Genomic DNA, 12943 nt, shown 5'->3' on the forward strand with positions numbered 1-12943 from the left:
CCTCATTACCACATTGTTGTCCCGCCAAGATGGGTTGGTCGAATTGGCGCGCGTCGGCAAAAAGGCCAAGGGAAAAGTGATCTTTGGTGACGCGTTGCTGCACTCGTTTGAAACCGGGGAACTTATTCGATGACCTACCCACCAGGAACGTTCAACAGTGTGACCTGCCCCCATTTTCAGAACCACCCATAAGTCGAGGCTGCTCTCATGCAGTCGACCTGCTTCTGCATGCATCTTCGTCTATGTGTACTACCGAGTTCCTTGAAGTCTGTGACTATCCGACTGCTCAAGGAAATCAACAAAGTGTTGGGTCGGGAGGCGCAGGTTTTCGGATGCCCAGACGGCCTCCGTGACCATCACGTCGTCAATGTCAGAGATCGGCAAGGGCACCAAACCGCCAGTGGCGAAGTCGTAGATGCTTTCGGTCAGGATGGTGATGCCCATTCCGCAGGACACAAGACCAAGAATTCCAACGGAGTTGAATGCCTCCTGCACGATGCGCGGCTGAAATCCAGCCTTGCGGCAATGCGGAAAGAGATAGTCGTAGAAATGCGCCCAGGCTTCGGTCGGCCCATGCACGAAATCCTCATCCGCCAGATCGGCCAGCGCAACAGAGGCACGCGATGCCAAGTGATGGCCTTCAGGCACGATGCAGATCGGACGGTCGGTCTGCACGACGCGGCTGCGGAATCCCGATTGTCGCACCGGCCCGGTAACAAATCCAATATCGAGCTTGTCATCCCTCAACTGCTGAAGTTGTGCAGCAGTAACCCCGTGATGCGGGCGCACGGTGATGCCGGGGTGCCTTTGATGAAACTGCTTGAGCAATTCGGGCAGACAATCGGCGATCGCAAAATCAGTATAGCCCACCCGCAGCGCACCGGCCTCGCCGATGCTGATCCGGCGCGTCAGATCGATGGTGGCCTCCACTCCGTTTAGCACGCGCTGACCACCCTCGCGAAAGGCACGGCCCGCATCGGTCAGGCGCACGAAGTTCTGTGACCGGTCGAACAGTGTAACCTGCAACTCCGCTTCAAGGTGCTGGATCGTGCGGGTGAGGGCAGGTTGCGATATGTGAAGATGTTCCGAGGCGCGTCGGAAATTCAAGTCCTCAGCAAGGACCAGAAAATAGCGGATATGGCGCAGACCGATTTTCATGATACCTTTTATGCATCAGAAACTAATCAATTGATATTATACTTGCAGGTCTAGCCCGGCTACCCTGATTGGATAACAAAAACAAAAAATCCACATGCAACCGGGAGCGATCATGTCACATTCACCCTTTCAGATCTTCGCCGGGCCACTTGCGGCCCTGACCCTCGTCGCGGGCACGGCCTCGGCGCAAGACGTCACCATCAATCTCGGCTACGCGGCCTCCGAGACCAGCACCTATGCTGTGCTCGCCGACAAGTTCGAGGAGCTGGTCGAGGAATATACCGAAGGCAGCGTTGACGTGAAGGTGCGCTGCTGTGGTCAGCTCATGGGCGAGGACGAAGCATTCAAGGCGATGCAGCTTGGAACCGTGGATATGTTCGTTATTACGGGTAACAACATCTCGCCGCATTTTCCGCTGATGGATGCGTTCGTTCTGCCGTACATCTTTCAAAACAAGGAGCATGCTTACCGCGTGCTCGAAGGTGAGGTCGGGCGCGATTTCGCCGCGCAGCTTCAGGCCGCGACAAACGTGCATCTGCTGACCTACGGTTTTGTCGGGGATCGCGATTTCTACAATTCCAGAAGCCCGATCACTTCGATTGCGGACATGGAAGGGCTCAAGGTGCGTGTCCCTAAGAACCAGGTGATGATCGACACCTACGAAGAATTCGGCGCGGCACCCATTCCGCTGCCTTGGGCCGATACGCCAACTGCGCTTCAGACCGGCACGGTGGAAGGGGCAGATAACGGCACCTCATTCATCAAATCACAGAAATTCTACGAGATCATGCCCTATTTCACGGTTCTGGAGCATTTCACCTATTTCTCACCGCTCTTTGCCAGCGACCGCGTGATGAACAAGCTCGATGAGGCGCAGCGTGCCGCGGTGATGCGGGCGGCCGCCGAGGCGGGTGTTTATCACCGCAAGGAAATGGCAGAGCAGACCGACGAAATCCGCGCCTTCCTGACGGGCGAGGGCGGCATGGAAACAACCAACGTCGACCGCTCTGGCTTTATCGAGGCGGGACTTCGGGTGCAGGATCGCTATGCCGCAGACAAGGGGGATGCCTTCATTGCCCTTGTGCAAGCGATCCGCGCTGAAGCCGAGTAACTTCTTCTGATCCACCGCACGGGGGGCAGCGCCACCCCGTGCCGTTTTACACCTTCAGGGCGGAGGCGGGACCATGCTGTCCAAGATAGACAGGTATTTCGAAGAGGTGATTTGCGCGATCTGCCTGACGGTGGTGGTAGGGTCTGTCCTGCTTCAAGTCATCTTGCGCTACTTCTTTTCGACCGCCGCCGCTTGGGCCGAGGAAACCGCGGTCTACGGTATGATCTTCGCGGTCTATCTCGGGGCCACGATGGCGGTCCGCGAACGCGCGCATATCCGCATCACCCTGTTGGTGAGCCGCCTGCCGCGCGCCTTGCAGGTAGGGGCCGTGGTGCTGGCCGATACGCTCTGGGCCGGCTTCGTGATTTTCATGATCGTGCAGACCACGATCTACACGCAGCTTTTGTTCAACGTCACCTATATGACACCAGGCCTCGGGATCGAGCAACGATGGGTGCAGATGATCATCCCGATGGCGTTCGGCCTGATGCTCTTTCGTATCCTGCAAGTTTATTGGCGGTGGGGGCGTGACGGCTGGAAGGATCTGCCGCTATGAATGGCCCCCTTGTCATGGCTGCGGCCTTTGTCTTTGCGATGGCGATCGGCGTGCCCATTCCCTTCGCCGCCGGGCTGGCCACGGTCGCGGGCCTGCTGATCGCGGACATTCCCCTCACCCTGATGGCGCAGGCGGCCTGGACAGCGTTCGAGCCGTTTCCGCTGGTGACTATCCCTCTCTTCATCCTTGCGGGACAGTTGATGGAACAGGGCGGCATGTCGGAAAAGCTGGTCACCATCGCAAAGCGCCTTGTGGGTGCCTACAAGGGCGGCATGGGGCTGGTGACGGTGGTGGCCTGCATGTTCTTCGCTGCGCTCTCAGGGTCGGGCCCCGCGACCACCGCCGCTATCGGCTCGATCACAATCCCCGCCATGCAGAAAGAGGGTTACCGCTCGCGCTTTGCCGGGGCCATCGCCGCCTCGGCAGGGGCGCTCGGAAGCATGATCCCGCCCTCCAACCTCCTGATCATCTTCGCGCTGGTCACAGATGTTTCTATTCCGCGGCTCTTTCTGGCGGGAATCCTGCCGGGTCTTATCCTGGGGCTGATGCTGATGGTCGTGGTATTCGTCATCTCGTGGAAGAATGGCTATGGCGGCACCGAAGAGCGGTTTCGCTGGGGCCCGCTGCTCTGGGCGTTATGGGATGGCAAATGGGCGGTTTTCGCACCGATCCTGATCCTTGGTGGCATCTATGCCGGCATCTTCACCCCGTCCGAGGCGGCGGCTGTGGCAGTCGCCTATGGTCTCTTCGTCGGGCTTTTCGTCTACAAGGGCCTGACATGGGTCAAGCTCCTACATGCGTTCAAGTTCACCGCCATCGTCATAGGCACGGTGCTGTTTATCCTCGGCTCCACCAAGGCGTTCGGCCAGTTGGTGACGATCTTCGACATTCCCAGCGATATCCTCGCGCTGTTTCAGGGGCTGATCGCCTATCCGTGGCTGATCATGCTGTTCATCGGGATCTTCTACATCCTCGTCGGCATGTGGCTGGAAAGCATTCCGCAGATCATCATCTTCACCGCCGTGTTCTTTCCACTTGTAACCAGCCTCGGGATCGACCCGGTCGTGTTCGGCATCTTCACCGTGATGACCTGCGAGATCGGCTTTCTAACGCCGCCCATTGGCGTCAATCTCTTCGTCGCAGCTCGGATCAGCAGAATCACGATCGAGGATATATCAGTCGGGGTGCTGCCGCTGCTTATCCCATACATACTGATGATCCTGATACTCGTCTTTTTCTCGGATTGGGTGACTTGGCTTCCCGATCTCGTCTACGGCCCGCAACTGAGGTAAGCGCATGAATGAAGTCCCCCTAACCGGCTATACCGACCGTCTCTCGGCGCGGCCGGGCGAAGAGATCGCCTTCAAGGTCTCGTCGACCAGTGGTGGCCGGTATCGCGCACGACTGGCCCGGTCGATCTGCGCCGATCCGAACCCAGCGGGCATGGGCATAACCGAAGAGGATGCCAGCGCATGGTTCGCACCGCGCGACCTGCCGGCCCGGCATCAGCCGTTCTTTCCCGGCTCCTACGGCCTAAGCGACGCGGCAATCACGCTGCCCGCGCAGGGCAACGTCACTCTGTCCGCCACGATCCAACCCACGCACCTCAATGGAGGCGATCAGGCGGTTCTGTCCTGCGGTCCACTGACAATGGGGCTCGATGCAGAGGGCTGCCTCTTCGTAACGGCGGGTGCGACGCGGGTCACGGCACTGGTGCCGCTGCCGCTGCATCGCTGGTCGCAGATCGAGGCATGGCTGACTGAGGGGCGCGCCACACTTGTCCAGACGGTTCTGGGACATCACAGCCGCGAGACGCATGAGGCAAGCGGTGCGCTGTCGCGCGCCGCGATCACGGCCCCTGTCGTCGTTGCCGCAGGTTTGGCTGATACCCGGGCGACGGCTTTTTTCAACGGCAAGATCGAGGCCCCGACCATCAAAGGCCCAGACGGGCTGATCGCGGTCTGGGACTTGGCCACAGCGATTCCGTCTGACCGCGTGCCCGCGCTGACCGGACCGGCCCTGTCGCTTGTCAACTTTCCCACCCGTGCGATGACCGGCTCGCAATGGGACGCCTCCGAGATGTGCTGGCGGCACAAGCCCGAACATTACGGTGCGATCCATTTCCACGAGGACGATATCTATGATTTCGGCTGGCAGACCGATTTCACCCTGACCGTCCCCGATGATATGCCGTCGGGCGTCTATGTCATGCATATCGAGGGCGATCATGGCAGCGACGCCTTACCGTTCTATGTCTGCCCACCGAAGGGCGTGCGGCGCGCCGATCTCTGCGTGTTGATCCCGACTTTCACCTATGTGGTCTACGGCAACCATGCCCGGCCCGATTACGACCCGGCATGGCAGAGCCGCATGCGTGACTGGGGCGCCTATCCGCATAATCCGGCGGAATATCGCGAGTATGGCCTGTCGACCTACAACACCCATTCCGACGGGTCGGGCATCTGCCACGCCTCGCACCGGCGGCCGCTCTTCAATCTGCGGCCCGGATTTCTGACCTTCGGCGCGACGGGCTGCTCTGGACTGCGGCATTTCCCGGCCGACAGCCACCTGATCAGCTGGCTGCATGCCAAGGACATGGACTACGATATCGTTACAGATCACGAGTTGCATGCCGAAGGGGCTGAGGTTCTGTCGGGGTACAAGGCCGTTACCACCACCACCCACCCCGAATACCACACTGCCGAGACGCTGGACGCGCTGCGTGATTACCGGGATTCGGGCGGCAATCTGCTCTATCTGGGGGGCAATGGATTCTACTGGCGCATCGCGCGGCATGCAGAGAATGACAGCCTGCTCGAAATCCGCCGGGCCGAGGACGGTATCCGCGCATGGGCAGCGGAACCGGGCGAGTATTACAACGCCTTCGATGGCACCTATGGCGGTCTTTGGCGGCGCAGTGGGCGGGCACCGCAGGCCCTCGTCGGCATCGGCTTTGCCGCGCAAGGCGAGTTTCACGGTGCGCCATATCAGCGGATGTGCTTCGATCCAAGGTTCGACTGGCTCTTCGAGGGGGTGAGCGAGGACCTCTTTGGCGATTACGGGTTCAGTGGCAATGGCGCGGCGGGGTTTGAGCTTGACCATGTCGATCATCGCATCGGCTCGCCGCAGGACCACGTTTTGCTGGCACGTTCCGCAGGCGACAATCAGGCCTTCATGCTGGTCCCCGAAGAGCAGCTTACCCACCTGACGAACCTGACCGGCGGGTCCGAGGAAGACGCCAAACACGCAGATCTGATCTATTTCGACCTGCCAAAAGGTGGATCGGTCTTTTCGGTCGGGTCGATTACCTTTTGCGGCAGCTTGCCGTGGAACGGGTTCGACAATGATGTCTCGCGCCTGTTGGAGAACTTCCTGCGCTGTAAATTGGAGCAGCAGTAAACCCGAGTTATCCGAATTCAAGAAGGCTCGGGAAGAGAACCACTATTCGCCGCGCGACGCATAATCGCCAAGTAAGCCCTTCCCACCCTCTTAGCATTGGTGCCAAAGGCGGCAGACATCAGGAAAACCGGCAGGGTTAGGGCCGGCACCTGTCGCTCGCTGCACAGGACGCAAACGGCCGGTTCGGTGCTCAAAGCCGTTCGAGTGTCGACTAACTCTGGATGCAGCAGCCCCGCCACTGGCCTACTTTTACGCCGCCGCGTCGCCGGTTTTCTCTCCGCCGTTGACACGGGGATGCTCTCCGATCCGTCCGGCACGCTCTTGCCCGGCCTGACCCGCGCCATCGTCCAATTCGCCGGGTGACAGGCTTGTCCCCCATGTCCCCTCTCCATTGATATATTTTCGCAGGGTGTTTGACACAAACCTTATACGTTGGCGTGTCACATCCTTGGCCATCTTTGATGCAGTCGGGGGAATCGACATGACCGCTTGGTGGCGCAGCTTTGTTTTTGGCACTCAGACATCCAATGTGCTGACCGGAACGGACAAGAAGGATATCCTGTTCGGTTTTGGCGGCGATGACATCCTGTCCGGCGGTGGCGGGAATGACCTGCTCTTTGCCGGTTCAGGCAATGATAGCCTCACGGGTGGGGCCGGGCGCGATAATCTCTATGGCGACCGGGGCGACGATATGCTTGCCGGGGGCGAAGGCGATGATTTTCTGAGCGGCGGGCGCGGCTTCGACACGGCGATCTATGAGGGCGGGTTTGACGATTACGCCATCTCTGTGCGCGGCGGCTGGTTCGGGCGCACGGCGACAGTTTCAAGCGTCACCGCCACGGTCGCCGATGCGGGCCGCGACCGGCTGACCGGTGTCGAGGCGCTCTATTTCGCGGCCGACGACCTGACGATCTTTATCGACGGGCGCAACAATGCGGTGATTGCGGGCGATGACACCGCCACCGCGCGCGAAGATGGCTCCACCGAGATCGTCGTGGCGGATCTTGTGGCCAATGACCGGGATTTCGATGGCGACAGGGTTGCCATCACGGCGGTTTCGACCATTTCCGCCGCCGGGGCCTTGGTGCGTCTCGAAGGTGATCAGGTGATCTATGAGCCCGGCACGGTCTTTGATCATCTCGACGATGGCGAGACCGCGACCGACAGCTTTACCTATACCGTGGGTGACGGGCGTGGCGGACTAAGCGCGGCGACAGTGACCGTGACCATCACGGGTGCGAACGATGCCCCGGTCCTGTCGGCGCTTGCAACGGTCACGATTGACGAGAACACCCTCGCCATTCCGGCGGACATCCTTGCCAGTGACGTCGAGGACGACGCGCTTAGCTTTGCGATAACCGGCGGGGCCGATGCCGCGCTCTTTGCGATTGATGCGGAAACCGGCGCGCTCAGCTTCATCGCGGCCCCCGATTTCGAGACCCCGGCGGACGTGGGGGGCGACAATGTCTATGATGTCCAGATTGGCGTGAGCGACGGGGATGTGACCACAACCGCAGATATCGTCGTGACCATCGCCGATGTCCAAGAGATCGCCCCGCGGATCAACGAATTTCATTACGACAACGCAGGTGCCGATGTGGGCGAATTCATCGAGGTTCGCGTCGCGGCGGGCAGCGATGTCAGCGCGACGACGCTGGCGCTCTATAATGGCAATGGCGGGGGGCTCTATGCGACGCTCACCTTGCCTGCGACCCCGGCCTCGTCGGATGGCGTGTTCGACTATTACGTCGTGAACGCACCCGGCCTGCAAAACGGTTCCCCGGATGGACTCGCTCTGGTCAATGGCGGTGCCGTGGTCGAGTTCCTCAGCTATGAGGGGGCGATGACGGCCGCGGACGGGCCTGCGGCAGGTCTGACCTCGACCGATGTCGGGGGGACAGAGCCGGGCACCACGCCTGTTGGCTTCTCACTCCAGCGCAATGAGGATGGCACATGGCGCAGCCCCGAGGCCGAGACCCGAGGCGCGGCGAATGACGGGGTGGCACCACCGCCCGATGTGGCGATCAACGAATTCCGGGTTTCCAGCGGCGGCGCGAGCGACAATACGTCCAATTTCGTGGAACTCGTCGCCACACCCGGCCAGAGCTTTGACGGGCTAACGCTCCTTGCCGTGTCCGGCGAGTTTTCTCCCGGTCAGGTCGATTTCGCCATTTCTCTCAATGGGGCCGTGGCGGATGAAAACGGGTTTCTGTTGATTGCAGAGCAGAGCAATCCGGCACTGGAGAGCGGCGATGTCGGCGTGGCGGGGCTCGATTTCTTCGGCTCGCCGCAAAGTTTCCTCGTGGTCGATGGCTTTACCGGCAACGTGGGCGACGATCTCGATCCCGACAACGACGGCGCGCTTGACGCCGATGTCGGTGCGATCCTCGCCTCGCTGTCACTGGTCGATGGCGATGCAACGCCGGATGTCAATTACAGCCGCGATGTCTTTGGCCCCGATGGCACATTCACCCCGGCGGGCGGTGCGCGCAACCCGGACGGCAGCGGCGCTTTCACCCAGCTTGCGTTTGGCGACACCTCTGCCGACACGCCCGGTGCCACCAACGCCGTAGGCCCTGCGACCCCGGTTCTCATCTCCGAAGTGCAAGGTGCAGGCGCGGTCGCGGCACGTTTGGGTGAGGTTGTGACCGTCAACGCGGTTGTGACCTACCTCGTCGCAGATGGTTTTTTCCTGCAAGAAGAGGACACCGACGCGGATGGTAACGCCGCCACATCCGAAGGCATCTTCGTCTTCATGGGTGCAGGCACGACGCTGCCGAACCTTGGCGATCAGGTCTCTGTCACCGGCACGGTGACGGAATTTTTCGAGGAAACCCAAATCGGCAATGTCACCAATGTGACCGTGCAATCCTCGGGCAACCCGATGCCGACCTTGGCCGAAATCCTGTTGTCGCAGAGCGCCTCTGACTTCGAGGCGGTCGAGGGGATGCGCTTCCGCCTCTCCAGCGGCATCGCGGGCGAAGAGATCACCGTGATCGAGAACTTCAACCTCGACCGCTTTGGCGAAATCACCGTGAGCGCGGGCACCCAGACCCAGGCAACCCAGCTGTTCGACGCCCAAACCGAGGCGGCGCAGGTGGCGCAGGTGATCGAGGGCAATCTGAACAATCGCCTGATCATCGACGATGGCCAATCAGGTCAGAACCCCGACGCCTTCGCCTTCGTCCCCAACCTGACGCCGGGCGACAACGGCAACGGCATTCTTGATGCAGGCGACACCTTTGCCGCCGAGGGGGCGACGCTACGGCTTGGAGCCGAGATCACGGGCGTGACCGGCGATGCGGGACAGGACGCCATCACCGGCGTGATGCGGTTCAGCTTTGGCGAATACCGGATGTTGATCGACGGCCAGTTGGTCATCGACCCGACCACCAACGAGGGTGCGCGCCCCGCGACACCCGAAGATGTGGGCGGTGATATCCAAGTGGCCGCGTTCAACGTGCTCAACTACTTCACCTCGCTCAGCGACGCGACCGCGACCAATCCGGCAGGGCAGGCGCGCGGGGCGGCCTCAGCCAGCGATCTGGAGCGGCAAACCACCAAGCTGGTCGAGGCGTTTCTTGAGACCGGGGCAGAGGTTTTCGCCATTCAGGAGATCGAGAACAACGGCTTTGACGCAGGTTCCGCGATTGCGGCCTTTGTTGACGCGCTGAATGCCGAGGCTCTGCTGCGCGGCTCATCAGCGGTCTACGCCTTTGTCGATCCGACCTTGGACGGCGGCCCCATCGGGACCGATGCAATCACCACGGGCCTTATCTATGATGCCTCTGCCGTTAGCCTCGTCAGTTCCGATGTCCACGTCTTTACCGAGGGATCGGCTGCGGATACCCTCGCCCTTGCCGAGGTGCTGAACCCGTTCGTCAGCTCTGGTGATCAGCTGGGCGATTTCCAACGCAACCGGCCCGTGGTGGCGGCGGAGTTCGAGGACAAGGTGTCTGGCGTGACCTTCACCGTCGCTTCCAACCACTTCAAATCCAAAGGCGACAGCGGCCTTGTGGCTCTTGCAGACGCGGCGCAGGCTGTGCTGAGCGGAGGTGGCACCGGGTTCACCCAGGCCGACATTGACGCGCTGCGGGCCGACCCGAATTTCGACCAAGGTGATGGTCAGGGTTTCTGGAACGCGGTGCGTGCGGATGCAGCGGGCGAACTGATCGCTTGGCTTGAGACCGGGTATAATGACACCGGCACCGATCATGTCCTGATGCTGGGGGATTTCAATGCCTATGCCAAGGAAGACCCGGTGCAGACCATTTCGGAAACGGCAGGCTATGTCGATTTGATCGACAATTTCATCGGTCAAGAGGACGCGTTCAGCTTTATCTTCGACGGCCAGCAGGGCACGCTGGATCAGGCGCTCGCATCTGTCGACATCGCGAGCCTCGTTACAGGGGTGACGGAATGGCATATCAACGCGCAGGAACCCGATCTGCTCAGCTATAACAGCCTCTTCAACAATCCCGGCTTCTTTAGCGAAGATGTGTTCGCCTCGTCTGACCACGATCCGCTGATCCTTGGGCTCGACACGCAGCCCGACCTATTCGTCGGGTGATCTCGTGCCCTGGGGCATCGGCGGCCTCTTACCGCCGTGAACCTGAAAAGAGACACATAAGCCTAAAACTCCCTCCGGTTTAAACCGGGGGGATGACCCTCGCCCGCCTCAAATCTGCGGCGCGGCGCATCCCGCCTGACTTGGCCCGCCATTTGTAAAACGACCCGTCGCTCATGCCATGCTCGCGGCACAGCTCTGCAACCGGCATCCCGCCTTCGGCTTGCCGCAGGATCGCGAGGATCTACGCTCAGTGTATCTGCTTGCCTTCATTCGAAATCTCCTCGTTCACCTTGCCGAGAAAATTCTACTCTTGCAGCCTCTTAACTTCGGGGGGATTACCATCCGTTCCAGCACAATCACGCGGAGGTGCGCCAGAGTCCAAAGCACCGAATTTTGGCGTCATGTCGGGATGCCAAAGAATGGACGAGGGTTGACAAGTCAAAGCCCCTGGGTAGCGCTGAGGTATGAAAAACACATCTGCCAGCACAGCGCGCGTGCGTACCCGCGATCCGGAACGAACCAAGGGCCAAATCCTTGAGGCTGCATTAAGCGAGTTTGCCGCCAACGGCTATGATGGTGCGAGGGTCCACCAGATTGCAAAGAACGCTGGCTGCAACGCGCGGCTGATCTACCATTATTTCGACAACAAAGAGCGCCTCTACGCGGCGGCTCTTCGCAAGATATACTCCGACATTCGTGAGCGTGAGGCCAAACTGAACCTCGATTCGCTGCCCCCCGAACAGGCCGTGATGCGGCTTACCGAGACGACGTTCGATTTCTTTGAAAACAACACGGCCTTCCTGTCGATCACCCGCAGCGAGAACTTGCTAGGAGGGCGATTCATCTCGCAGATGCCGGAAATTCAAAAGATGTCTGCCCCCTTGCTCGACAAGATAACGGATGTACTGAAGCGAGGTCGTGCCGAAGGCGTGTTCCGCTCCGGCATTGATGCCTTGCAGCTTTACATCAGCATCGTTGCGCTGAGTGCCCATCATATCAACGCAAGCCATACCCTGTCCGCGACGTTTGGCCGTGACATCTCAAGCGTGACGTGGCGACAAGAGCGTAGGGCGCATGTGGTCGAGATGATTCAGAACGCGGTTACACTGGGCGAATCAAGGGACTGATCTCCCTCAACGAGGCGACCTTGCATACCTCCGCATATGTACAATTCTTGCTCAGCGCCGCAGAATCTTGCCCGCAAAACAGGCAGTCACAAAATAATTCAATTTTGATTTACTTGAGGGCTTTCTGAAATCGCGGATGCGGCTGCATGTCCAGTCTCATGAACATGTCAGCCACCATACCCGCTCTCGCCGCGCAGCAGGCAAAACCTGCAGGCGTACACCTCCGACCGGCGTTGGAACTGCAAGACGCGTCTGTTGTCTTCGGTAACGGAGACACGGCAGTCACGGCTCTTTCGCCCACAAACCTCAGGATGGAACGCGGCGATTTTCTTGCGCTTGTCGGCCCATCAGGCTGCGGCAAGTCCACCATCCTGAAGCTGGTCAGCAACCTGATCCAGCCCAGCTCCGGCCTTGTGCTGGTGGGCGGAAAAGAGGCGAAAGCCAAGGAATTGCGCATCGGCATGGCGTTCCAGAACCCGACCATGCTGCCATGGCTGACGATCGAGCAGAACATTCTGATGCCTCTCAAGATCGTGGCACCGTTCAAGCACACCTATCGTCAGGACAAGAAAGGCGCGTTTCGGGACCGGGTGCATGCGCTCCTCGCACAGGTGGGGCTCAAGGACTTTGCGAACCATTACCCGTGGCAATTGTCTGGCGGCATGCTGCAAAGGTCCAACCTGTGCCGGGCATTGGTGCATGACCCCGACTTGCTGTTGCTGGATGAACCTTTTGGGGCGCTGGACCAGTTCACCCGCGAAGAACTTTGGCAGATCATGCAGACGCTGTATCTGGACAGAAAGCCAACGGTCCTGCTGGTCACGCATGACCTGCGCGAAGCGGGGTATCTTGCCAACCGCATCTGCGTGATGAGCGCGAGGCCCGGTCGGATCATCTCGGACGAGCCGGTGAATATCCCGCAGCCGAGGGACATCGGCATGATCTACAGCCCTGAATTTGTTGAAATGACCCAAGGCCTGCGCGAGCTGATCGCGCAAGTCCGCAAGGCATGAGGACTTAAC

General features: G+C 60.1%; 9 protein-coding genes and 1 pseudogene. 7 read left to right on the forward strand and 3 right to left on the reverse strand.

Going from position 1 to position 12943, the window contains the following annotated elements:
- Positions 1–249: 249 nt before the first annotated feature.
- Positions 250–1158 (reverse strand): LysR family transcriptional regulator, encoded by a 909-nt coding sequence (locus KBT70_RS06320; RefSeq protein WP_296629920.1) that lies wholly within the window; start codon positions 1156–1158, stop codon positions 250–252.
- A 112-nt stretch (positions 1159–1270) separates the two neighbouring features.
- On the opposite strand from KBT70_RS06320, the gene KBT70_RS06325 reads away from it, so the two are divergent.
- The 4 genes from KBT70_RS06325 to KBT70_RS06340 all read left to right on the forward strand — a co-directional run bounded on the left by KBT70_RS06325 (position 1271) and on the right by KBT70_RS06340 (position 6224).
- Positions 1271–2269, forward strand: a complete 999-nt coding sequence (locus KBT70_RS06325; RefSeq protein ID WP_296629924.1) for a TRAP transporter substrate-binding protein — start codon at positions 1271–1273, stop codon at positions 2267–2269.
- A 73-nt stretch (positions 2270–2342) separates the two neighbouring features.
- Positions 2343–2825, forward strand: a complete 483-nt coding sequence (locus tag KBT70_RS06330) for a TRAP transporter small permease (RefSeq protein WP_296629927.1) — start codon at positions 2343–2345, stop codon at positions 2823–2825.
- Positions 2822–4117, forward strand: a complete 1296-nt coding sequence (locus KBT70_RS06335; RefSeq protein WP_296629930.1) for a TRAP transporter large permease — start codon at positions 2822–2824, stop codon at positions 4115–4117. The genes KBT70_RS06330 and KBT70_RS06335 overlap by 4 nt, the downstream gene beginning before the upstream one ends.
- 4 nt (positions 4118–4121) lie before the next feature.
- Entirely contained in the window at positions 4122–6224 is a 2103-nt protein-coding gene (locus KBT70_RS06340; protein ID WP_296629935.1) for a N,N-dimethylformamidase beta subunit family domain-containing protein, read from the forward strand.
- A 249-nt stretch (positions 6225–6473) separates the two neighbouring features.
- On the opposite strand, the gene KBT70_RS06345 is transcribed toward KBT70_RS06340, so the two are convergent.
- Positions 6474–6644: a hypothetical protein gene (locus KBT70_RS06345; RefSeq protein ID WP_296629937.1), complete on the reverse strand. Its 171-nt coding sequence runs from the start codon at positions 6642–6644 to the stop codon at positions 6474–6476.
- Between the two features lie 61 nt (positions 6645–6705).
- On the opposite strand from KBT70_RS06345, the gene KBT70_RS06350 reads away from it, so the two are divergent.
- Positions 6706–10794 (forward strand): ExeM/NucH family extracellular endonuclease, encoded by a 4089-nt coding sequence (locus tag KBT70_RS06350; RefSeq protein ID WP_296629939.1) that lies wholly within the window; start codon positions 6706–6708, stop codon positions 10792–10794.
- 127 nt (positions 10795–10921) lie between these two features.
- Here KBT70_RS06350 and KBT70_RS06355 read toward each other — a convergent pair.
- Positions 10922–11064: pseudogene (locus tag KBT70_RS06355) on the reverse strand (transposase); the annotation flags it as partial.
- 194 nt (positions 11065–11258) lie between these two features.
- Between KBT70_RS06355 and KBT70_RS06360 the strand changes: the two are divergent.
- Positions 11259–11921 (forward strand): TetR/AcrR family transcriptional regulator, encoded by a 663-nt coding sequence (locus KBT70_RS06360; RefSeq protein WP_296629942.1) that lies wholly within the window; start codon positions 11259–11261, stop codon positions 11919–11921.
- A 146-nt stretch (positions 11922–12067) separates the two neighbouring features.
- The gene (locus tag KBT70_RS06365; protein WP_296629945.1) at positions 12068–12934 is read left to right on the forward strand and encodes an ABC transporter ATP-binding protein; all 867 of its coding nucleotides are present in this window, start codon (positions 12068–12070) and stop codon (positions 12932–12934) included.
- Positions 12935–12943 lie beyond the last annotated feature (9 nt).

It is taken from the genome of Roseovarius sp. (genome assembly GCF_018066915.1).
GTDB lineage: Bacteria > Pseudomonadota > Alphaproteobacteria > Rhodobacterales > Rhodobacteraceae > Roseovarius.

Coding starts and splice junctions, on each gene's coding strand:
- KBT70_RS06320 (WP_296629920.1), bottom strand. CDS start 1,158: ATGAAAATCGGTCTGCGCCATATCCGCTATTTTCTGGTCCTTGCTGAG.
- KBT70_RS06325 (WP_296629924.1), top strand. CDS start 1,271: ATGTCACATTCACCCTTTCAGATCTTCGCCGGGCCACTTGCGGCCCTG.
- KBT70_RS06330 (WP_296629927.1), top strand. CDS start 2,343: ATGCTGTCCAAGATAGACAGGTATTTCGAAGAGGTGATTTGCGCGATC.
- KBT70_RS06335 (WP_296629930.1), top strand. CDS start 2,822: ATGAATGGCCCCCTTGTCATGGCTGCGGCCTTTGTCTTTGCGATGGCG.
- KBT70_RS06340 (WP_296629935.1), top strand. CDS start 4,122: ATGAATGAAGTCCCCCTAACCGGCTATACCGACCGTCTCTCGGCGCGG.
- KBT70_RS06350 (WP_296629939.1), top strand. CDS start 6,706: ATGACCGCTTGGTGGCGCAGCTTTGTTTTTGGCACTCAGACATCCAAT.
- KBT70_RS06360 (WP_296629942.1), top strand. CDS start 11,259: ATGAAAAACACATCTGCCAGCACAGCGCGCGTGCGTACCCGCGATCCG.
- KBT70_RS06365 (WP_296629945.1), top strand. CDS start 12,068: ATGTCCAGTCTCATGAACATGTCAGCCACCATACCCGCTCTCGCCGCG.